This window comes from Corallococcus sp. BB11-1, from assembly GCF_026626625.1.
In the GTDB taxonomy this organism is placed as follows: Bacteria; Myxococcota; Myxococcia; order Myxococcales; family Myxococcaceae; genus Corallococcus; species Corallococcus soli.
Window position 1 is genome coordinate 1 of sequence record NZ_JAPNJY010000002.1, and the last position, 24,955, is coordinate 24,955.

A 24,955-nucleotide genomic window follows, 5' to 3' on the forward strand; every position below is an offset into this window, starting at 1 on the left:
GCACGAAGCGCTCGGCCGTCAGGTCCGGGCGCTCCAGGTAGCCACGCGCCACGCCCACGCCGCCGATGAACAGCTCGCCCAGCACGCCCGTGGGCACCGGCTGCCCCGCCACGTCCAGGACGTACAGCCGCGTGTTCGGGTACGGCCGACCGATGCCGGGCCGCCCCTCGCCCGGCGCGCACTCCGCGCTGGTCGCGGTGACGCTGATCTCCGTGGGGCCGTAGCAGTTGACGAACCGGCGCCCCACGCCCCAGCGCTCCACCAGCTCCGACGGCAGGGCCTCCGCGCCGGAGATGATCGTCTGGAGCTCCGGCAGCGCTTCCTGCGGCAGGGCCGCGAGCACCGGCGGCAGCAGCACGGAGGTGGTGACGTGCTGGTCGCGCAGCAGCGCGGTCAGCTCCGGCCCTGGCAGCAGCGCGTCGCGCGACACGAGCACCAGCGTGCCTCCGCCCACGAGCGTGCCGAAGATCTCCAGGACGGAGGCGTCGAACCCGAACGCGGTGAACTGGAGGACGCGCCGGCCCGGCTGGATGTCGAAGTCCGCCACCGTGCGGAGGATCGTGTTCCGGATGCCCCGGTGCTCCACGAGCACGCCCTTGGGCCGCCCTGTCGAACCGGAGGTGAAGATGACGTAGGCCGCGTTGCGGGCGTCCGTCAGCGACGGGGGATTCTCCTTCGACTTGCGCGCGATGACCGCCGCCTCGGCGTCCACCGACAGCAGCCACTCGCCGCGCGAGGGCACCTCATCCGCCAGCGTGTCCTGCGTCACCACCACCGGGACGCGGGCGTCCTCCAACATCGCGCCCAGCCGCTCGGAGGGATAGGACGGATCCAGCGGCACGTACGCGCCGCCCGCCTTGAGCACGCCGAGCAGCGCCACCACCAGGTCCAGCGAGCGCTCCAGGCATACGCCCACGCGCGTCTCCGCGCGCACGCCCAGGCCGCGCAGGTGCCACGCGAGCTGGTTGGCCCGCGCGTTCAGCTCGCGGTAGGTCAGCGCTTCGCCCTGGAACTCCACCGCCACCGCGTCCGGCGTGCGCTCCACCTGGGCCTCGACCAGGCCGTGCAGCCCGCCCTCCTCGGGCAGGGCCAGCGCGGTGTCGTTCCAATCCTCCAGCAGCGTGCGGCGCTCCTCGGCGGGCAGCACCGTGAGCGACGAGACGCGCGCCGTGGGTGCGGCGACCGCGGACTCCAGCAGGGCGCGCAGCCGCGTGGACATGCGGTCCATGGTGGCCGCGTCGAACAGGTCCGTGCTGTAGACCCACTGGCAAGACAGGCCCTGCGGCGTCTCCGTGATGGAGAGCGTCAGGTCCAGGTTCGAGGACACCGACTCCGCGCCCGACGCGCGGAAGCTCAGCCCCGGCAGCTCCAGCGCGGACGTGGGCGTGTTCTGCAGGATGAGCTTCACCTGGAACAGCGGCGCGTGCGCGAGGCTGCGCTCGGGGTTGAGCGCCTTCACCAGCTCCTCGAACGGCAGGTCCTGGTGCGCGTACGCCCCCAGCGCCGTGTCCTTCACCCGGCCCAGCAGCGTGAGGAAGGTCGGGTCGTCCTCCAGCCGCGCGCGCAGGGCGAGCTGGTTGATGAAGAAGCCGATGAGGCCTTCGGTCTCCGCGACGTGGCGGTTGGCGATGTCCGCGCCCACCACGATGTCCGTCTGGCCGCTGTGGCGCGACAGCAACACCTGGAAGCCCGCGAGCAGCGTCATGTACAGCGTCGCGCCCTCGCGCTGTCCCAACGCGCGCAGGGCGTGCAGCAGCCGCTCCGGGAGCATCCGGTGGAGGATGGCGCTGCGCGTGCCCTGCACCGCCGGACGCGGACGGTCCGTGGGCAGCTCCAGCAGGCGCGGTGCGCCCCCGAGCTGCGAGCGCCAGAAGGCGAGCTGCGCCTCCAACGCGTCGCCCTTCAGCCAGCCGCGCTGCCAGGCCGCGTAGTCCGCGTACTGCACCGGCAGCTCCGGCAGCGTGGAGGGCTGGCCCGTGCGGAACGACTCGTAGAGGGACGTCACCTCGCGCACGAGGACGCCCATGGACCAGCCGTCGGAGATGATGTGGTGCTTGGCCAGCAGCAGCAGGTGCTGCCGTTCTCCCAACTGGAGCAGCGTGGCCCGGAACAGTGGCCCCCGGCCCAGGTCGAAGGGCCAGCGGGACTCCACGCCCGAGATGCGCCGGGCCTCCAGCTCGCGCTCGCTCTCCTCCAGCGCGCGCAGGTCCACCCGCGCGAGCACCTGCTCCGGCACGGGCGAGATGCGCTGCACCGGCTCCTGGCCCACGGCCTGGAACGTGGTGCGCAGCGACTCATGCCGCCGCACCAGCTCCTGGAACGCGCGCTCCAGCGAGGCCACGTCCAGCGTGCCCTCCAGCCGGAGGGCGGTGAACATGTTGAAGGCCGTGGAGCCGGGCTCCAGCTGGTCCAGGAACCACAGACGCTGCTGCGCGAACGACAGCGGCAGCGCCTCCGAGCGCGCCACGGGCAGGAGGGGGGGCGCCTTCGCTCCCAGCGCGGCGGCGTCCACCTTCAGCGCCAGCTCCGCGACCGTGGGCGCCTCGAAGAGGGCCCGCAGCGGCAACTGCACGCCCAGCGAGGAGCGGATGCGCGAGATGGCCTGCGTGGCCAGCAGCGAGTGTCCGCCCAGCTCGAAGAAGTTGTCGCGCGTGCCCACGCGCCCGACGCCCAGCACCTGGGCCCACTCGCCCGCGAGCACCTCCTCCGTCGGCGTCCGGGGCGCCACGTAGCTGCCGGACACCTCCACGCCCGCCTCACGCGGCTCCGGCAGGGCCCTGCGGTCCACCTTGCCGTTGGCCGTGAGCGGCAGCGCAGGCAGGACGACGAAGGCCGACGGCACCATGTACTCCGGCACCGCGTCCTTCAGCGTCGTCCGCACGCTCGCGACGTCCAGGCCTTCGCCCACCACGTACGCCACCAGCCGCTTGTTGCCGGCGCCCTCGCCGCGCGCCACCACCACGCACTCGCGCACGCCCTCGCAGCGGCCCAGCGCGGCCTCCACCTCCGCCAGCTCCACGCGGAAGCCGCGCACCTTCACCTGCGTGTCGCCGCGGCCCAGGAACTCCAGCACGCCGTCCGCGCGCCACCGCGCCAGGTCGCCCGTGCGGTACATGCGGCTGCCCGGAGGGCCGTAGGGGTTCGGCAGGAAGGCCGCCGCCGTCAGCTCCGGCCGGCCCAGGTAGCCGCGCGCCAGGCCGTCGCCCGCCGCGTACAGCTCCGCCGCCACGCCCTCGGGCACCGGCTGCCACTGCCCGTCCAGCACGTACACCTGCGTGTTGCCGATGGGGCGGCCGATGGGCACCGTCGCCCCGACGGACTCCGCCGTCTCCATGCGGTGGCAGCTCGTGAAGAGCGTGCCTTCCGTCGGCCCGTAGCAGGCCGTCACCGTCACGCCCAGCGTCTCCAGGGCGCGCTTGACGTGCGGCGCCGACACCACGTCGCCACCCGTCAGGAGCTGCTTCACCCCGCGCAACCCCTCCAGGTTGCCCTCCACCATCTGCGTGAAGAGGCCGGCGGTGAGGTGCAGCACCGTCACCCCGTGCCGCTTCAGCACCCCCTCCATCTCCTTCACGTCACCCACCGGCACCGGCGGGTACACCACCAGCCGCGCGCCGTTGAGCAGCGCGCCCCAGACCTCCAGCGTCGACGCGTCGAAGGACACCGGCGCCACCAGCAGCAGCGTGTCCTCCGCCTCCAGCCGCGCGTAGTTGGGGTGGAGCACCGTGCGCAGCACGCTCGCGTGCTCCGTGCACACGCCCTTGGGACGGCCCGTGCTGCCCGACGTGAAGTCCACGTAGGCCAGGTTGCCGCCCCCCACCCCGCCCACCACCGGAGCGGTGGGCTGGCGCGAGAGCGCCTCGCGCTCCTCCTCCACGCACAGCACGTCCAGGCCTTCGGTGGGCAGCCGCGCGCCCAATTCGCGCGTCGTCACCAGCACCCGGGGTCCGGCCTCCGACAGCATGAACGCCAGCCGGTCGCGCGGGTAGTCCGCCTCCAGCGGCACGTACGCGCCGCCCGCCTTGAGGATGCCGAGCAGCGCCACCACCAGGTCGATGCCGCGCTCCAGGCACAGCGCCACCCGCGACTCCGGGCCCACGCCGCGCGCACGCAGCAGGTGCGCGAGCTGGTTGGCCCGCGCGTCCAACTGGGCGTACGTCAGCTGGACGTCGCCCGCTTCCAACGCCACCGCGTCCGGCCGCCGCGCCACCTGCGCGGCGAAGACGTCACCGATGCTCGCCTCGCGCGGGTAGTGCACCGCCGTCTGGTTCCACTCCACCAGCACCCGGCGCTGCTCGTCCGCCGACAGCACGCCCACCTGCCACACGCGCCCCGACTCCGCCGCCACCAGTCCTTCCACCGCGCGCTTCCACTGCCCCAGCAGCCGCTCGATGGTCGCCACGTCGAAGCGCGGCGTGTCGAAGGCCAGCTTCAGGAGCAGCTCCCGGCTGGGGCTGGACGACGCCGTCAGCGGGAAGTTGCTGCGCTCGCTGCCCTGGACGTCACGCACCTCCAGCACGCTGGCGCGCTGGCTCAGCGTTGAGTCGATGGGGTAGTTCTCGAAGACGAAGAGGCTCTGGAACAGCGGCGTGCCTCGCGGCACCTGGCTGAAGCCCTGCACCCGCACCAGCGGGCTGTGCTCGTACTGACGCAGCTCCAGTTGCCGCGCCTGGAGCTGGCGCAGCCACGCCACCACCGGCTCCCGCGCCTGCACGGGCACGCGCACCGGCAGCGTGTTGATGAACATGCCCGTCATGCGCTCGACGCCTGGAAGGTCAGACGGGCGGCCGGACACGGTGGCGCCCAGCACCACCTCCGCTTCGCCGCTGTGCCGCGCGAGCACCAGCGCCCACGCCGCCTGCACCAGGGTGTTCAGCGTGAGCTGGTGGCGCTTGACGAACGCGTCCACCTCCACCGTGGAGGCGGCGGACAGGCGGATGGACTTCTCCGCGTGGTCCTGCGCGTGCAGCTTCGCCTGGGCCGCGCGGTCATCGTACGGCAGCGGCGTGGGGGCGTGCAGCCCCGCCAGCTCGCGCTTCCAGAACGCGTCCATCCGGGACGCGTCCTGCCGCTGGAGCCAGCCGATGAACTCGCGGTACGGCACCGCGCGCTCCGTGGGCACCGCCAGCCCCTGGTCCAACGCGCGGTAGAGGGCGAACAGCTCCTGGATGAGCAGCGACATGCTCCACCCGTCCAGCAGCAGGTGGTGGATGCTCCACAGGCAGCGCAGCACCTGCTCATCCAGGCGGACGACGGTCAGCCGCAGCAGCGGCGCGCGGCCCACGTCGAAGCCTCGCGCGCGGTCCTCCACCAGGTACTGCTGGAACAGCTCCTGCTGCTCCTCGGACGACAGGCCGCGCCAATCCAGCTCCCGCCACGGCAGCTCCGCCGAGGCGTGCACCACCTGCAACGGCTCCGGCAGCCCGTCCCACACGAACGACGTGCGCAGCACGGGGTTGCGCGCCACGAGCAGCTCCCACGCGCGGCGCATCACCGGCAGGTTGACGGTGCCGTGGAAGCTCCACGCCATCTGCTCGCAGTACATGCCCGACGCGGGCTCCAGCAGCGCGTGGAAGAGCATGCCCTGCTGGAGCGGGGACAGCGGGTACACGTCCTCCAGGTCGGGGGCGCCGGACTGCAGGCGCACGAGTCCCGGCGCGTCCAGCCTCGCCAGCGGGAAGTCCGCGGGCGTGTAGCGCTTCGCGTCGTCCGACTGGCGGTTGGCGATGAGGCTCCGCAGCGCCCCGAGGAACGACTCCACCACCGCTTCGACGGTGGCGCGCTCGTGGACGTGGGTGCTGTACGTCCAGGACAGCTCCAGTCGGCCATTGATGACCAGGCCGTTCAGCTCCAGCAGCGCGGTGCGGAGCCCTCCCTCGCCCTGCCCCGGGCCCGCGGGCTCCTTGGCGAGGCCGAACATCGACTCCCCGGCGGCCATCGCGTCGAACTGGCCCAGGTAATTGAAAGCCACCTGCGCCGGGGGCACCGCCCGCAGCTTCGCGGCCTCCGCCCCGTCACCCAGGTAGCGCAGGAGCCCGTACCCCAGGCCCTTGTTGGGCAGGCGCCGCAGCGTGTCGCGCACCGAGCGCAGCCCGTCACCCAGCGAGCCTCCCGCCGGGGCCTCCAGCAGCACCGGGTACACCGTGGTGAACCAGCCCACGGTGCGGGAGATGTCCGCGTCCGCGAACAGCTCCTCGCGGCCGTGGCCCTCCAGGTTGATGCGCACGCGGTCCTGCCCCGTCCAGCGCGTCAGCGCGTGCGTCAGCGCCGCCAGGAGCACGTCGTTGATGTGCGCCCGGTACGCCGCCGGCACCTCCTGCAAGAGGGCGCGCGTCTCCTCCACCTCCAGCACCGCGCGGACGCTGTCCGCCGACGCGAGCGTGTTGGGACCCGTGCGGTCCACCGGCAACGGCGCGACCTCCCTGGTCCCGCCCAGCCAGAAGGCCCGCTCCGACTCCAGCTCCGGGCTGCTCGCGTGGGCTTCCAGTCGACGCGCCCAGGCCTGGAACGACGTCGTCTTCGCCGGCAGGGCCACGGGCACGCCGCGACGCAGCTGCTGGTACGCGGTGTTCAGGTCCTCCAGCAGCACGCGCCACGACACGCCGTCCACCGCGAGGTGGTGGACCACGAGCAGCAGGCGCTCCGTCTGGCCTTCGCCGCGCTCGAACAGCATGGCGCGCAGGAGGAGCCCTTCGTCCAGGCGCAGGCTCTGGTGCAGCCCGGTGGCGGCGGCCTGGATGGCCCGCCGCTGCGCGTCCTCATCCCCCGCGAACGCGGAGACGTCCTGACGCCGCAGGGACACGGGCTGCTCCAGGCCCGCGTTCTCCTGCATCCACCCGGCCTCGCCCCGCACGTAGCGCAGGCGCAGGGCGTCGTGGTGCTCCACCAGCCGCGCCAGGGCCTTCTCCAGCATCCCGGCGTCCACGCGCTGGCGCGCTTCGATCATCACCGCCTGGTTGAAGTGGTGCGGCTGCGTCAGGTCTCGCTCGAAGAACCACGCCTGGATGGGCGTGAGCGGCAGCGGTCCCCGCACGACGCCCTGCTCCGCCTGGGAGGCGAGCGCGGCGGTGGCCACCTGGGCCAGCTCCGCCACCGTCTGGTGCTGGAAGAGCTGCTTCGCCATCAGGCGCAGACCGGCCTGGTTGGCGCGCGAGATGATCTGGATGCTGATGATGGAGTCGCCGCCCAGGGCGAAGAAGTTGTCGTGGATGCCCACCTTCTCCACGCCCAGCACCGACGCCCAGATGGCCGCCAGCGTCTGCTCCTCCGGCGTCCGGGGCGCGACGAAGGCGCTGCCCGAATCCGGCCGCTCACCCTGCGGCGCCGGCAGCGCCTTGCGGTCCACCTTGCCGTTGGGCGTCAGCGGCAGGGACTCCAGCATCACGAACGCGGCCGGGATCATGTACTCCGGCAGCAGGCCCTTCAGCGCGGTGCGCAGGGCGTCCACCGTGGGACGCGTCGCCTCCGCGCCGCCCACGTACGCCACCAGCCGCTTGATGCCGGGCGTCTCCTCCCGCACCACCACGACGCTCTCCGACACGCCCTCGCAGCGGCTGAGCGCGGACTCCACCTCGCCCAGCTCGATGCGGAAGCCACGCACCTTCACCTGCGAGTCGAAGCGCCCCAGGAACACCACGCTGCCGTCCGGCAATTGCTTCACCTGATCGCCGGTGCGGTACAGCCGCGCCCCCGGCTCCGTGCGGAACGGATGCGGCACGAACTTCTCCGCCGTCAGCTCCGGCCGACCCAGGTAGCCCAGCGCCAGGCCGTCACCGCCGATGTACAGCTCGCCCAGCACGCCCACGGGCACCGGCTGGAGCTCCGCGTCCAGGACGTACAGCTCCGTGTTGGCCAGCGGCCGGCCGATGGGCACCGTCACCGCGTCGTCGGACAGCGCGTCCACGGCATGCCACGCGGCGAACGTCGTGCTCTCCGTGGGGCCGTACGCGTTGACGAACTTCCCCGGCGCGCCCTTCGCGAGCACCGCCCGCGCCGCGCCCGGATCCACCGCGTCACCGCCCACGTGGAGCTGACGCACCGTCTGGAACATCTCCGCCGACTGCGCCACCAACTGGTTGAAGAGCGCGGACGTCACGAACAGCGTGCTGATGCGCTCGTCGCGCAGGTACGCCGCGAACGCTACGGGCGACAGCGCCACGTCCCGCGACATCCCCACCAGCCGGCCGCCGTTGAGCAGCGCGCCCCACACCTCGAACGTCGCCGCGTCGAACGACGCGTTCGACACCTGCGCGATGCGGTCCGCCGCCGACAGCTGGATGAAGTTCGTCTCCACCACCAGCCGCACCACCGCCCGGTGCGGCACCCACACGCCCTTCGGCTTGCCCGTGCTGCCCGACGTGTAGATGACGTACGCAGGGTCCGTCGCCTCCACGCCGCTCTCCGGCGCGTGCGTCGGCTCCGCGTCCAGCTCACCGTCGTCCAGGCCCACCACCCGCGACGCGCCCTCTGGCAGCGCGCTGCGCAGGGACGCCTGCGTCACCAGCACCTCCACCCCGGCGTCCTCCACCATGAACGCCAGCCGCTCGCGTGGGTAGCCCGCGTCCAGCGGCACGTACGCCGCCCCCGCCTTGAGGATGCCCAGCATCCCCTCCACCATCCCCACGCCCCGCTCCACGCACAGCCCCACCCGCGAGCCTCGCCCCACGCCCAGCTTCCGCAGCCGGTTCGCGAGCTGGTTCGCCCGCGTCTCCACCTGCCGGTACGTCCGCTGCGTCCCCGCGAAGTCCAGCGCCACCGCGTCCGGCGTGCGCTCCACCTGCGCCGTCACCAGCGCGTGGACGCACTGCTGCCTCGGGTACGCCGTGCGCGTCGCGTTCCACGCCACCACCTGACGCTGGCGCTCCTCCGACGTCAGCAGCTCCAGCCGCCCCACCTTCGCGTCCGGGTTCGCCGCGATGCCCTTCAGCAGCACCTCCAGGTGCCCCGCCATCCGCTCCACCGTCGCCGCGTCGAACAGGTCGGTGTTGTACTCAATGGACCCGGAGAAGCCGGCCGGCGTGTCCGACAGCGACAGCGTCAATTCGAACTTCGTCGTCTGCGCCTCCACGCGCAGCGTGCGCAGGGCCACCTCCGGCATCACCAGCTCCGACACCGGCGCGTTCTGCAGGCTGAACATCACCTGGAACAGCGGCGAGTGGCTGAGCGAGCGCACCGGCTGGAGCAGATCCACCAGCTTCTCGAACGGCACCTCCTGGTGCGCGAACGCGCCGAGCGCCCGCTCCCGCACCTGCGCGAGTACCTGCCGGAAGGTCATCTCCGGCGTCACCCGAGCGCGCAGCACCAGGGTGTTGATGAAGAAGCCAATGAGCCCCTCCAGCTCCGCCCGGTTGCGGCCCGCGATGGGCGTGCCCACCCGGAGGTCTTCCTGGCCGGTGTAGCGCGCCAGCAGCACCTGCCACGCCGCCAGCAGCGTCATGAAGGGCGTCGCGCCCTCCTTCTGCCCGAGCGCCTTGAGCGCTTCGGACACCTCCCGCGGGAACTGCACGAAGTGCTTCGCGCCGCGCGAGCTCTGGACCGCAGGACGCGGCCGGTCCGTGGGCAGGGCGATGACGTCCGGCGCGCCGGAGAGCTGCTCCTTCCACCACTTGAGCTGCGCCTCCAGCGTCTCGCCCTGGAGCCACTCGCGCTGCCACGCGGCGTAGTCCGCGTACTGGAGCGCCAGCGGGGGCAGCGGGGATGGGCGGCCGTGGAGGAACGCGTCGTAGAGCGCGGCCAGCTCGCGGATGACGACGCCCATGGACCAGCCGTCGGAGATGGCGTGGTGCATCGTCACGAGCAGGACGTGCTCGCGCTCCTGGGTGCGCAGGAGCGACGCGCGCACCAGCGGGCCCCGGGTCAGGTGGAACGGGCGCAGCGACCCCTCGCGCACCAACCGTTGCAGCTCGTCCTGGAGGGCGGCGCCGGACAGGGCGCGCAGGTCCACCACGTCCAGCGTCATGGGCGACGGCGGCGCGATGACCTGCACGGGCCCCGCCTCCGTGGTGCGGAAGGTGGTGCGCAGCGATTCGTGGCGCTCCTGGAGGGCCGTGAACGCCCGCTCCAGGGCGTCGCGCTTCAGCTCGCCCTTCAGCTCGATGGCCAGGGGGATGTTGTAGAGCGCGCTCTCCGGCTCCAGTTGGTCCAGGAACCACAGGCGCTGCTGGGCGAAGGACAGCGGCAGCGGCGACCCATCCCGGGGACGCGAGGCGATGACCGGCGCGCGCGCGGGCTTGCCCTGCTGGGCTTGTTGCTGGCGCAGCTGCTTGAGCAGGAGGGCGCGCTTCTCGGGGGACAGGGCTGCGATGCGCTTGTCTGCGTCACTGCTCATTGCTGGAAACCTTCTTGCTGTCGTCCTGGGGGAGCACTTCGTCAGAGGAAAGGAGCGCCTCCGCCTCTTCGGCGGAAAGGTTCTCCAGCTCCCCCATGAGTCGTTCGAGTTCCGCGGGATCCGTCTGCGCGGCCTGGGCCTGCACGATGTGGACGGCGAGGTTCTCCACCGTCGGGGACTCGAAGATGTCCCGGAGCGGCAGCTCCACGTCGAACGTCGTGCGGATGCGTGAGATGAGCTGGGTGCCCAGGAGGGAGTGGCCTCCCAGCTCGAAGAAGTCGTCGTGGACGCCCACCTGCTTGACGCCGAGCAGCTCCGCCCAGATGCCGGCGAGTTCCTCCTCCAGCGCGTCACGCGGCGCCACGTAGCCCTTTTCCAGCTCGGGCCGCTCGGAGTCCGGTGCCGGCAGCGCCTGGCGATCCAGCTTGCCGTTGGGCGTGAGCGGCAGCGCCGGGAGCGACACGAAGGCGGTGGGCACCATGTATTCGGGCAGGCGCGCGAGGAGCGCGTCCTTCAGCACGCGCACGTCCAGCACCTCGCCCTCGCGGGGCACCGCGTAGCCCACGAGCCGGGGGTTGCCGGGCACGTCCTCGCGCAGGAGGACGACGGTGGCCTCCACGGCGGGATGGTCCGCGATGGCCGCCTCCACCTCGCCCAGCTCGATGCGGTAGCCGCGCAGCTTGAGCTGGTGGTCGATGCGGCCCAGGAACTCGATGTCCCCGGACGGCAGGTAGCGCACCAGGTCGCCCGTCGCGTACAGGCGCCCTCCCGCGTCGGGGCCGAAGGCGTCCGGCACGAAGCGCTCCGCCGTCAGGTCCGCGCGGTGCAGATAGCCCCGCGCCAGTCCCACGCCGCCCACGTGCAACTGGCCGGGGATGCCCACCGGCACCGGCTGCCCGTGGTCGTCCAGCACGTACACCCGCACGTTCGGCAGCGGCGTGCCGATGGTGGGCCGCTCCGGATCCACGTTCGCCCGGACGGTGGCGCACACCGTCACCTCCGTGGGGCCGTACGCGTTGAGGAAGCGGCGGCCCGGGGACCAGCGGCGCACCAGCTCCGCGGAGCACGCCTCACCGGCGGCGGCCACGGACGTGAGCGCGGGCAGATCCTCCGGGGAGAGCTGCGCCAGCACCGACGGGGTGAGCGTCACCGTGGTGATGCCCCGCGACTTCAGCAGGCCGTGCAGGGGGGGGCCGGGCAGCAGCTCATCGCGCGGCGTCAGATGCAGGGCCGCGCCGGCCAGCAGCGCGGAGAACGTCTCCCACACGGACGCGTCGAAGCCGAACGCCGCGAACTGGAGGACGCGGCTGGAAGGCGTGATGCCCAGCGCCGCGATGGCCGCCGTGGCCGTGTTGCACAAGCCACGGTGGTGCAGCAACGTCCCCTTCGGCCTTCCCGTCGAACCCGACGTGTAGATGACGTACGCCAGGTGCTCCGGCTCCAACTGCACCGGGGGCGCCGTCACGGGATGCTTCGCGATGCGCGCCGCATCCGAATCCAGGCACACCAGCAGCTCACCCTGCGACGGTAGCTCATCCGCCAGGGCGTCCTGCGTGACGATGACGGGCACCGCCGCGTCCGCCAGCATGTAGGCCAGGCGGTCAGCCGGGTACGACGGGTCCAGGGGCAGGTACGCCGCGCCCGCCTTGAGGATGCCCAGGATGCCCACCACCATGTCGAGCGAGCGTTCCACGCACAGTCCCACCCGGGACTCGATGCCCACGCCGCCCTGCTTCAGGTGCCACGCGAGCTGATTGGCCTTCGCGTCGAGCTGCGCGTACGTCAGCGACTCCGCGCCGAACACCGCCGCCAGCGCCTGGGGCGTGCGCGCGGCCTGCGCCTCGAACAGCGCGGTGGCCGTGGGGCCCGGCAGCTCCGCCGTGCGGGTGTCGTTCCACGTCTCCAGCAGCGTGCGGCGCTCTTCGCCGGTGAGCAGGGACAGCGAGGACAGGCGGCGGGAGGGCTCGCGCGTGAGGCCCTCCAGCACCTGTTCGAAGTGCTTCGCCATCCGGGCCACGGTCGACGTGTCGAACAGGTCGGTGGCGAACTCCCAGACGCAGGCGAGCCCCTGGGGCGTCTCCTGCACCGCGACGGTCAGGTCCAGCTTGGCGCGCGTGGCCTCCTGGCCCACCTGGGTGAGCTTCAGGCCGGGCAGCTCCAGCCGCGACGCGGGGGTGTTCTGGAGCACCAGCTTCACCTGGAACAGCGGGGCCTGCCCCAGGCTGCGCTTGGGGTTCAGCTCCTTCACCAGCTCCTCGAAGGGCAGGTCCTGGTGCGCGTAGGAGGACAGCGCCGTCTCCCGCGCGCGCGCCAGCAGCTCGCGCACGGTGGGGTCGCCGCCCAGGTCGCCGCGCAGGACGAGCTGGTTGACGAAGAAGCCGATGAGGCCCTCGGTCTCCGCGCGGTTGCGGTTGGCGATGTCCGTGCCCACCACGATGTCCGTGCGGCGCGTGTAGCGCGACAGCACCACCTGGAAGCCCGCGAGCAGCGCCATGAACAGCGTGACGCCTTCACGGCGGCACAGGGCCTGGAGCTCCGCCATCACCGAAGGCGGCACCAGCACCTGGAGCTGCTCGCCGTGGTGCGACTGCACGGTGGGCCGGGGCCTGTCGGTGGGCAGGTCCACCGTCTGCGGCGCGCCGTCCAGCTGCTTGCGCCACCACGCGAGCTGCCGGGCCAGGGCGCCCTCTTCCAACCACTTGCGCTGCCAGGCCGCGTAGTCCGCGTACTGGAGGGTCAGCTCCGGCAGCGGCGACGGCTGGCCCAGGCGGAAGGCCTCGTAGAGGGCCACCACCTCGCGCACGAGCACGCCCATGGACCAGCCGTCGGAGACGATGTGGTGCATGGTCAAGAGCAGCAGGTGCTCCTGCTCCGCGAGCTGTAGCAACGTCACGCGCAGCAGCGGTCCCTTCGAGAGATCGAAGGGGCGCTTCGCCTCGTCCTGGGCCCGCTGGAGCGCCTCCTCCTCGCGGGTGGACCCGGGCAGCGAGCGCAGGTCCTGCATGGGCAGCGGCGATTCCGGCACCGGCAGGATGACGTGGAGCGGCCGGCCCTCCTCGGAGCGGAAGACGGTGCGCAGCGACTCATGGCGGCGGAACAGCTCCGCGAACGCCCGCTCCAGCGCGGCCACGTCCAGCGTGCCCTGGAGCCGGAGCGCGGCGGGCACGTTGTGGAACGCACCCTGCGGCTCCAACTGGTCCAGGAACCACAGGCGCTGCTGCGCGAAGGACAGCGGCAGCGCATCCGTGCGCGGCACGGCCACCAGGGGCGGCACGCGCGGGCCCTCGGCGTCCTTCGCCTTGGCGTCCAGCAGGCGCGGCAGGAGCCCCGCGACGGTGGGCGCCTCGAAGAGGTCGCGCAGGGGCAGCTCCACCTGGAACACGTCCCGAGCACGCGACACCGCCTGCGTCGCCCGGAGCGAATGTCCGCCCAGCGCGAAGAAGTCGTCGTGCAGGCCCACCTTCTCCACGCCCAGCACCTGCGCGAAGAGTCCGGCGAGCAGCTCCTCCTCCGGCGTGCGCGGCGCCACGAAGCCCGAGTCCTCCCCCGGGCGTGCGGCCTCCGGCGCGGGCAGGGCCTTGCGGTCCACCTTGCCCGTCACCGCCACGGGCAGCGCGTCCAGCACCACGAAGGCCACCGGGACGAGGTAGTCCGGGAGCGTCCTGCGCAGCGCGGCCCGCAGCGACGCGGCGTCCAGCGTGGCGCCGGCCTTCGGCACCGCGTAGCCCACCAGCCGCTTGTCCCCGGGCACGTCCTCGCGCGCGAGCACCACGCCCGCGGCGACGTCCGGGAGGGCCGTCAGCACGGCCTCGATTTCGCCCAGCTCGATGCGGAAGCCGCGCACCTTCACCTGGTCGTCCTGGCGACCCAGGTATTCCAGCGCGCCGTCGGCACGGCGACGCACGCTGTCGCCCGTGCGGTACAGGCGCGCACCGGGCTGCGTGCTGAACGGATCCGGCACGAAGCGTTCGGCGGTCAGGTCCGGGCGCCCGAGGTAGCCCCGGCCCACGCCGTCGCCACCGACGAAGAGTTCGCCCACCGCGCCCAGCGGCGCGAGCCGGCCCGCCGCGTCCAGCACGTACAGGCGCGTGTTGGCGATGGGATGACCGATGGGCACGGGGCCCGTGCGCGGCTCATCCTCCCGCACCTCGTGGATGCAGCAACCCACCACCGTCTCCGTGGGGCCGTACTCGTTGATGAGCCGCGTGCCCGGCGCGTACCGCCGCCAGTGCTCCAGCGCCTCGTAGCCCAGGGCCTCGCCGCCGATGACGAAGGCGCGGGCCCGGCCGGCGGCGTCCTGCTCCCCGAGCTGCGCCTCCAGCAGGCGCAGGTGCGCGGGCGTCAGCTTCACGAGGCTGTGGTCGGCCTGACGGCGCAGGGCATCACCCAGGCCCTCCACCGCGCCCACGGCTTCGTCCACCAGCACGGCGGGACGGCCCGCGGCGAGCGGGGCCAGGAGGCTGGTCACCGTGAGGTCGAAGGAGAACGACGAGTGCACCGGCGCACCCTGCCCCTCCGCCACGCGGTACGCGCCCAGCGTCCAGACGAGGTAGTTGACCACGCCCCCGTGCGTCACCATCACGCCCTTGGGGCGGCCGGTGCTGCCGGACGTGTAGATGACGTAGGCGAGCGCTTCCGGGAGCGCCGCCACCTCCGGGCGGGTGGTCGGCTGCGCCGCGAGCACGGCCTCCAGCGCGTCCATGCGGACGACCGGGGTGCTCACGCCGGGCAGGCGCGCCTCCAGGTGCTGGTGCGTCAGCAGCGCGGAGAGGCCGGCGTCGCGGGCCATGTAGCCCAAGCGGTCCTCGGGATAGGTCGGATCCAGGGGCACGTACGCGCCCCCCGCCTTGAGCACGCCCAGGAGCGCGACGATGAGGTCGGGGCCACGCTCCAGGCAGATGCCCACGCGCGACTCCGGGCCCACGCCCAGCGTGCGCAGGTGGTGCGCCAGTTGGTTCGCGCGCGCATCCAGGGCACCGGCCGTCATGCGGCCGGTGTTCCAGCGCAGGGCCTCCGCGTCGGGGGCTTGCGCGGCGCGGGACTCGAAGAGCTGCTGCACCGCGAGCGTGCGCGGGTACTCCGCGTGCGTCGCGTTCCAGGCGTCGCGCAGCGCGTGCGCCTCCTCCGACGACAGGAGCGTCACCTCCGCGATCCGCTGGGTGTCCCGCGCGGCCAGCGCCTCCAGGGCCCGGCGCCACTGGCCGAGCAGGGCCTTCGCCGTGGCCTCGTCGAAGCGCGGCGTCTCATGCGCGAGCTTGAGCAGCAGCTCGCGGCCGGGAGCGGCCACGGCGGTGAGCGGGTAGTTCGTCCGCTCGAAGGCGTGGAAGTCGCGCACGTCCAACTGGCGGGCCTGCGTGTCCACTGCGGTGTCGACGGGGTAGTTCTCGAAGACGAGCAGCGTCTCGAAGAGGGGCGTTCCCCGGGGCACGTCGCTCCAGCCCTGCACCTGCACGAGCGGGCTGTGCTCGTGGTTGCGCAGCTCCACCTGCTGCGACTGGAACCGCTGGAGCCACGGGACGACGGTGGCCTGCTCCTCCAGGCGGACGCGCACGGGCAGCGTGTTGATGAACATGCCCAGCATCGTGTCGACGCCGGCCAGCTCCGACGGACGTCCCGCGACGGTCGCGCCGAAGACGACGTCGGACGTGTTCGCGTGGCGCGCGAGCACGAGCGCCCACGCGGCCTGCACCAGGGTGTTGAGGGTGAGCTGGTGCCGGCGCGCGAAGGCCTGGAGCGCCTCGGTCGTCGCGGTCGGCAGGAGCACCGCCTGCTCCGACAGGCCCCCGCTGGCCAGGGTGCGGGACGCGGCGCCCGCCGGGAGCGGCGTGGCGGCGGTGAAGCCCGCCAGGGTGTCACGCCAGAAGGACTCCGTGCGCGCGAGGTCCTGGCGCTGGAGCCAGGCGATGTACTCGCGATACGGGGGGCCCTTCGCCAGGGCCGGGGCCTGGCCCTTCACCAGCGCGGCGTAGCGGAGGAAGACGGCCTGTCGCAGGAGCGCCGAGCTCCAGCCGTCCGTCAGCAGGTGGTGGAAGCTCCACACCAGGCGGTACGCATGTTCCTCCGTGCGGAGCAGCGCCACCCGCATCAGGGGCGCTCGGGACAGCTCGAAGCCGAGCGCCCGGTCCTCCGCGAGGAACGACTCCAGCCGCGACTGCTGTTCCGCGGCGGGCAGCCCGCGCCAGTCGAGCTCCATCCACGGCAGCGTCACGCGGGCGTGCACGGCCTGGAGGGGGGATTCCAGGCCCTGCCAGAAGAAGGACGTGCGCAGCACCGGGTGGTGCGCGAGGACGTCCTCCCAGGCCTGCTTGAGGGCGCCCAGGTCCAGCGCTGAGTGGAAGCTCCACGAGCGCTGCTCGAAGTACGCGCCCGACGCCGGCTCCAGCAGCGTGTGGAAGAGCATGCCCTGCTGCATGGGCGACAGGGGGTATAGGTCCTCCAGGTCGGGCACCGCCGCGAGGACGCGCTCCAGCCCGGACGCGTCCACCCGGGCGAGCGGGAAGTCGGTGGGCGTGCGGCGCGCCGCGTCCTCCGACGCGCGGGTCGAGATGAGCGTGCGCAGCGCGGCCACGAAGTCCCGGGCCAGGGACTCGATGGTCGCCGGGTCGTAGAGGTTCTCGCTGTAGCCCCAGCTCAGTTGGAGCTGTCCGTCCAGCACCAGTCCGCTGACGTCCAGGACGTGTCGGCGCGGAGCACGGGGGCTGCGCACTGGACCACTGCCCTCGCGGGCGATGCCGAAGGCGGTGTCCCCTGCTCCGGACGCGACGCCGTCGAACTGTCCCAGGTAGTTGAAGGACACCTGCGCGGGGGGCGCGGCGCGCAGGGCTTCCACGGTCGCGTCATCGCCCATGAAGCGCAGGAGCCCGTAGCCCAGGCCGTTGCCCGGCAGGCGCCGCAGGGTGTCGCGGACCGCGCGCAGGCCGTCACCGGGGCTGCCGGACACCGGCACCTCCAGCAGCACGGGATACACGGCGGTGAACCAACCCACCGTGCGGGAGATGTCCGCGTCCGCGAACAGCTCCTCGCGGCCGTGGCCTTCCAGGTTGACGCGCACGCGGGGCTGCCCCGTCCAGCGCGCCATGGACTGCACCAGCGCCGCGAGCAGCACGTCGTTGATCTGCGCACGCCACGCGCCGGGCACTTCCTGCAACAACAGTCGCGTCTCCTCCACGTCGAGCGACAGCGACACGCTCTTCGTCGAAGCCACGATGTTCTCACCGCCGGCCCGGTCCACGGGCAGCGGCGCGACGCTCCGGGTGCCGTCCAGCCAGAAGGCACGCTCGGCCAGCACCTCGGGGGTGCCGGCATGGGCCTCCAGCTTGCGGGCCCACGTCTGGAATGAGGTCGTCTTCGCGGGTAGCCGCACCGGGCGGCCCGACGCGAGCTGCTGATAGGCGGTCTCCAGGTCCTCCAGGAGCACGCGCCAGGACACACCGTCCACCGCGAGGTGATGCACCGCCAGCAGCAGGCGGGCCGTGTGGCCTTCCCCACGCTCGATCAACATCGCGCGCAGCAGCAGGCCCTCCTCCAGCACCTGGCTCGCCTGCACCTGGGCCGCGGCTTCCTGGAGGGCCTGCGCCTTCGCGGCTTCGTCCAGCGCGGAGACGTCCAGCCGCCGCAGCGTCAGGGGCTGTTCGACGCCGACGTTCTCCTGTGACCAACCCTGGGGCTCGCGGGTGAAGCGCAATCGCAGGGCATCGTGGTGCGCGACGAGGTGACGGAGCGCCTGCTCCAGGAGCGCGGCGTCCACCGGACGGCGGACCTCAATCATCAACGACTGGTTGAGGTGATGCGGATCAACGACGTCTTCTTCAAAGAGCCGGCGCTGGATGGGCGTGAGCGGGACGGACCCGCGCACCTCACCCTGCTCCGCGACGACGAGCTGGGCCGTCGTGGCGACGACCGCCAGCGCGGCGATCGTCTGGTGCTGGAAGAGCTGTCGGGTGGTGATGCGCAGGCCGGCCTGCGCGGCGCGCGCGACGATCTGGAGGCTGATGATGGAGTCGCCGCCCAGCTCGAAGAAGTTGGCGTGGATGCCCACGCGCTCCAGCCGCAACACCTGGGCCCAGATGCGCTCCAGGGTCTGTTCGGTGGGCGTGCGCGGCGCGACGTAGTCCCGGGCCTCCGCTTCCGTGCGCTCCGGCTTGGGCAGGGCCTTGCGGTCCACCTTGCCGTTGGCGTTGAGCGGCAGCGCCTCCAGCACCACCAGCGCCGAGGGCACCATGTACTCCGGCAGCCGCACCTTCAGCTCGCTTCGCAGCGTCGCCACGTCCACCGCGTGGCCCGCCTTCGCCACCACGTACCCCACCAGCCGCTTGTCCCCGGGCACGTCCTCCCGCGCCACCACCACCGCCTCGCGCACGCCCTCGCACGCCCCCAGCCCCGCCTCCACCTCGCCCAACTCCACCCGGTAGCCGCGCACCTTCAACTGGAAGTCCACGCGACCCAAAAACTCCAGCTTCCCGTCCTCCCGCTGCCGGACCTTGTCTCCCGTCCGGTACAGCCGCGCTCCCGCCTCCTCGCTGTAAGCGTCCGGCACGTACCGCTCCGCCGTCAGCTCCGGGCGCCCTACGTACCCGCGCGTCACCACCGCACCACCCACGTACAGCTCCCCCGCCACCCCTCGCGGCACCGGACGCCCGCTCGCGTCCAGCACGTACATCCTCGCGTTCCCAATCGGACGCCCCAGCGCCAGCGTCCCCGCGCCCTCCTCCCACGCACCCTCCACCGCGTTCGTCAGCACGCCGACCGTCGTCTCCGTCGGGCCGTAGTGGTTGAAGACGGCGCACTCCGGCGCGAGCCGACGCACCGTCTCCACCAGCGCCCTGTCCGACGCCTCACCGCCCACCACCAGTCGCTTCAGCGGCAGCACCTGCTTCGCACTCGGCCCGCTCAGCAACGCCCTCAAGTGCGAGGGCACCACCTTCAAGCCCTCCACCCGGTGCGCCTGCATGTACGCGCCCAGCGCCTCCGCGTCCGACGCCACGTCCTTGCCCACCAGGTGCAGCGTCCCGCCCCCGCACAGCATCGGGAAGACGGCCGTGTGCCCCAGGTCCGCCGCCAGCGTCGTCACCGACGCGAAGCTCATTCCCTCCGTCAGCATCAGCCGGCCCTGGATGCTCGCCACGTAGTTGCCCAGCTGCCGGTGCTCCACCACCACGCCCTTCGGGCGCCCCGTGCTGCCCGACGTGAAGATGGCGTAGACGGCATTCTCACCGCGCACGCCCGACGCCACGCGCTCGGTGCTCCCGCCCGCTTCCTCCACCGCTTCGACGACGACGGTGGTGCAGCCCAGCCCCGCCACGTCCTGCGCGTACGCCCGCTGCGTCACCACCACCCGCAGGCTCGCGTCCTCCGCAATCGCCTTCACTCGCGCCGCAGGGAAGGACGTGTCCATCGGCACGTACCCGCCGCCCGCCTTGAGGATGCCCAGCAGGCCCACGATGGACTCCACCGTGCGCTCCACGTAGAGGCCCACCAGCACCTCGGGGCCCACGCCTTGCTTCACCAGCGCCCGCGCCAGCCGGTTCGCCTTCGCGTCCAGCTCCGCGTACGTGAGCTGCTTCCCGTCCGCCACCACCGCCACCGCGCCCGGCACCCGCTCCACCTGCGCCTCGAAGCGCTCGTGGATGCTCTCCGACGGCACGACCTCCGCCGTCTGGTTCCACGTCTTCAGCACCAACAGGCGCTCGGTGTCGCCCAACAGCGACAGCGCACCCACGGGCACGTCCGGGTTCGCGGCCACGCCCTCCAGCAGCACCCGCAGGTGCTCCACCATCCGCTCCACCGTCGTCCGCTCGAACAGCTCCGTGCTGTACCCGAGCGCACCGCGGAAGCCCTCGTCCGACGCGGTGAGCGACAGGCTCAGCTCGAACTTGGTGTGCTCGCCCTCGACGGGCTCCGGACGGAGCGTGAGGTCTGGCAGGGCCAGCGCGGTATCGACCGCGGTGTTGAGCACGAGCATCGCCTGGAACAGCGGCGTGCGGCCCAGGTCGCGCTCCGGGCGCAGTGCCTCCACCAGCTTCTCGAACGGCACCTGCTGGTGCGCGAACGCTCCCAGCGTCGTCTCGCGCACCCGGCCCAGCACCTGCCGGAAGCCCAGCTCCGGCGACAGGCGCGTGCGCAGCACCAGCGTGTTGAGGAACAGGCCGATGAGCCCCTCCACCTCCGCGCGCGACCGACCCGCGACGGGCGTGCCCACGCTGACGTCGTCCTGTCCGCTGTAGCGCGACAGCAACACCTGCCACGCCGCGAGCATCACCATGAACGGCGTCGCACCCTCACGGCGCCCCAAGGCCTTCAGCGCGTCCGACAGCGGCTTCGACAGCTCCACCGGCACCGAGCTTCCCCGGGACGTTGACGTCGCGGGACGCACCTTGTCCGTCGCCAGCTCCAGCGCGGCGGGGGCACCCTCCAGCTCGCGCCGCCACCAGCCGACCTGCTCCTCCAGCGCTTCGTCGCGCAGCCACTCGCGCTGCCACGCCGCGTAGTCCGCGTACTGCAACGGCAGCTCGGGCAGCGGTGATGGCCGGCCCGCGCTGAAGGCCGCGTACAGCGCGCCCAGCTCGCGCACCAGCACGCCCGCGGACCAGCCGTCGGACACGATGTGGTGCAGCAACACCACCAGCAGGTGCTGGCGCTCACCCGTGCGAAGCAACGTCGCGCGCAGCAGCGGGCCCTGTCCCAGGTTGAAGGGACGCAGCGCTTCGGCGCGAGCGAGCCGCCCGGCCTCGGCCTCCCGCTCGGCTTCGGGACGGTCGCGGAGGTCCACCCGCACCAGCCCCGCCTTCAGCTCCGCGGCGATGCGCTGCGAGGGGCGCCCTTCCGCGTCGGCGTGGAAGGTGGTCCGCAGGCCTTCGTGACGCTGGAGCAGCGCATCGAACGCGCGCTCCAGGGCGTCCGCGTCCAGCGTGCCCTCCAGCCGGATGGCGTTCGGGATGTTGTAGAGCGGGCTGTCCGGCTCCAGCTGCTCCAGGAAGTACATCCGCTGCTGCGCGAACGACAGGGGCAGCGCCTCCGTGCGCGGCACCCGCACCAGCGCCGGAGCCGGCCGCGCGTCACCCGCCTGGGCCCGTGCATCCACCCGGCGCGCCAGCTTCTCCACCGTGGGCGCGTCGAACAGCTCGCGCAACGGCAGCTCCACGCCGAAGAGGCCGAACAGCCGCGCCACCACGCGCGTCGCCAGCAGGGAGTGCCCGCCCAGCTCGAAGAAGTCGTCCCGGGGCCCCACCCGCTCCACGCCCAGCACCTGCGCGAAGAGACCGGCGATCAGCTCCTCGGTCGGCGTGCGGAGGCTCCCGAGGTCCGCGTCCTTGCGCGCCTCTCCCTCCGGCACCGGCAGGGCCTTGCGGTCCACCTTGCCGTTCGACGTGAGCGGCAGCGCTCCCAGCACCACCAGGGCGGACGGCACCAGGTACGCCGGCAACTGCTCCTGGAGCGACGCACGCACGGCGGCGACGTCCACCGCTTCGCCCGTGACGTAGCCCACCAGCCGCTTGTCCCCGGGTACGTCCTCGCGCACCACGACCACCGACTCACGCACCGAGGGCTGCCGCGACAGCGCCGCTTCGATGTCGCCCAGCTCGACGCGATAGCCACGCACCTTCACCTGGAAGTCCGCCCGGCCCAGGTACTCCAGCTGTCCGTCCGCCCGCCACCGGGCCACGTCGCCCGTGCGGTACATCCGCGCGCCCGGCTCCGTGCTGAACGGATCCGGGATGAAGCGCTCCGCCGTCAGCTCCGGCCGCTGCTGGTAGCCGCGCGTCACGCCGTCGCCACCCACGTACAGCCCGCCCGCCACGCCCAGCGGCGAGGGACGCAGGCGCGCGTCCAGCACGTACAGCCGGGTGTTCGCGATGGGCCGCCCGATGGGCACCCCCGCCGACACGTCCGCGTCACGCGGCACGTCGTAGACGGCGCAACCCACCACCGTCTCCGTGGGGCCGTACTCGTTGATGAGCCGCGTGCCCGGCATGTGCTGCCGCCAGAAGTCCAGGCTCGCGGGAGGCAGGGCTTCGCCGCCCACCACGAGCGCACCCACGCGCCCCGCCGCCTCGGAGGCCGGCAGCGTCTGGCGCAGGAGCTCCCAGTGCGCTGGCGTCAGCTTCACCAGGCTGTAGTCCGCCCGGGCCCGCAGCGACCGGGCCAGGCCCTCCACGCCATCCGACTCCGGCAGGAGCCACACGCCCCGGCCCGCGACGAGCGGCACCAGGAGGCTGGTCACCGTCAGGTCGAACACCACCGGCGAATGCACCGGCGCGCCAATGCCCTGCTCCAGCCCATACGCCTCCAGGGCCCAGGAGACGTAGTTGTTCAACCCGCCATGCGGCACCATGACGCCCTTGGGCTGACCGGTACTGCCGGACGTGTAGAGCACGTACGCGAGGTGTCCCGCGTCCACGCCCGCGTCGCACGGCGTCACCGGACGCAAGCGCACCCCGACCGCATGGGCATCCAGCAGCACCACCCGCTCGTCCGCCAGCGGCAGCGTGTCCGCGAACCGCTGCAACGTGACGACCACGGCCACGCTGGCGTCGGACAGCATGAAGCGCAGTCGCGGCGCCGGGTACGTCGCGTCCAGCGGCACGTACGCGCCACCGGCCTTCAGGATGCCGAGCAGGCCCACCACCATCTGCGGCGAGCGGTCCACGCACAGGCCCACGCGCACTTCGGGCCCGACGCCCAGCTCGCGCAGGTGCCACGCGAGCTGGTTGGCCTGACGGTCCAGCTGCGCGTACGTGAGGACCTCGCCCTCGAAGCGCACGGCTTCCGCATCCGGCGTCCGGGCGGCCTGGGCCTCGAACAGGTGATTCACGCTCGTGTCCCGCGCGTAGTCGCGCGCGGTGGCGTTCCACTGCACCAGGACCTGCTGGCGCTCCGCGTCCGCGAGCAGCGGCAGGTCGCTCACGCGCTGGCCGGGCTCCTCCACGATGGACTCCAGGAGGACCTGGAGGTGGGAGAGCATCCGCGTGGCGGTGGCGTCGTCGTAGAGTTCCGGGCTGTACTCGATGGCCGTGAGCAGGCCGTCCGCGGAGTCCGCCAGGGACAGCGACAGCTCGAACTTCGCCGCGTGGGTGGCGGTCTCCACCGGGCTCAAGCGCAAGCCACCGGGGAGCATCGCCTCCGGCGGGGGCGCGTTCTGGAACGTGAACATCACCTGGAACAGCGGCGGGCGGGACAGGTCGCGCTCCGGGCGCAGCGCCTCCACCAGCTTCTCGAACGGCACCTCCTGGTTCGACTGCGCGCCGAGCGTCGTCTCCCGCACCTGCTTGAGCAGGTCCCGGAAGGTGAGCTCGCCGCCCAGCCGGGCGCGAAGGACCAGCGTGTTGACGAAGAAGCCGATGAGCCCTTCCAGCTCCGTGCGGTTGCGGCCCGCGACGGGCGTGCCCACGCTGACGTCGTCCTGGCCGCTGTAGCGCGACAGCATCACCTGCCACGCCGCCAGCAGCAGCATGAAGGGCGTCACGCCCTCCTTGCGGCCCAGGTTCCACAGCGCGTCCCGCAGCGCCGGGGAGATGGTCATGGAGCGGCGAGCCCCACCGAGCAGCGGGGCGGCCGTGCGCGGATGATCGGTGGGCAGCTCGATGACGCGGGGCGCGCCCTCCAGCTGCTGCCGCCACCACGCCACCTGCGCGTCGAGCACCTCGTCCTTCAACCACCCGCGCTGCCACGCGGCGTAGTCCACGTACTGCACCGCCAGCTCCCGCAGGGGCGCGGGACGGCCCGCCAGGTGCGCGGTGTACAGCGCGACGACCTCGCGCACGAGGACGCCCATGGACCAACCGTCGGAGACGATGTGGTGCATGACCATGGCGAGCAGGTGCTCGCGCTCACCCAGGCGCACCAGCCGCGTGCGCAGCAAGGGTCCCCGGGCAAGGTCGAACGGCGCGCGGGTTGACGCATCGACGAGACGCCGGGCCTCGGCATCGCGCTCCGCGTGTCCGCTCACGTCGATGACGTCCCACGCCAGGGCCCCCGGGGGGGAGATGACCTGGAACGGCAGGCCATCCTGGGACTGGATGGTGGTCCGCAGGGCCTCATGCCGACGCACCAGCTCCGTCAGCGCGTGCTCCAGGGCCGCCACGTCCAGTTCCCCCTCCAGACGCACGGCGGTCGCCACGTTGTAGGAGGCGCTGCCCGGCTGGAGCTGATCCAGGAACCACAGGCGCTGCTGCGCGAACGACAGCGGCAGCTCGCCGGTGCGCACCATGGGGGTCAGCGGCGGCACCTTCACGCCCTGCCGTGCCCGCAGCGCTTCGTCCACGCGCGACGCGAGGGCCGCGATGGCCGGCGCCTCGAAGAGGGCCCGGAGCGGCAGCTCCACGCCGAAGGCGCTGCGCACCCGCGACATCGCCTGCGTCGCCAGCAGCGAGTGCCCGCCCAAGTCGAAGAAGTTGTCCTCCGCCCCCACCCTCGCCACGCCCAGCACCTGCGCCCACACCTGCGCCAGCAACTCCTCCGTCGGCGTCCGCGGCGCCACGTGCTGCCCCGCCTCCTGCGCCCCGTCCGGCGTCGGCAGCGCCTTGCGGTCCACCTTCCCGTTCGGCGTCAGCGGCAGCGCCTCCAGCACCACGAACGCCGCCGGCACCATGTACTCCGGCAGCCGCTCGCGCAGGAAGTCGCGCAGCCCCA

General features: G+C 72.6%; 2 protein-coding genes (1 of these 2 cut by a window edge). Both read right to left on the bottom strand.

Annotated elements, in window-relative coordinates; all coding sequences use genetic code 11:
* Nucleotides 1-10,327 (bottom strand): non-ribosomal peptide synthetase (locus OV207_RS04095; RefSeq protein ID WP_267552813.1); only part of this gene is annotated, 10,327 nt, incomplete at its 3' end.
* Nucleotides 10,317-24,955, bottom strand: the 3' portion of a protein-coding gene (locus tag OV207_RS04100) for a non-ribosomal peptide synthase/polyketide synthase (RefSeq protein WP_267552814.1). The gene runs 2,887 nt beyond the window's last position; only the last 14,639 of its 17,526 coding nucleotides appear in the window; its start codon lies off the right edge, out of view — the gene reads right to left on this strand; the stop codon is at nt 10,317-10,319. The genes OV207_RS04100 and OV207_RS04095, both read right to left, overlap by 11 nt.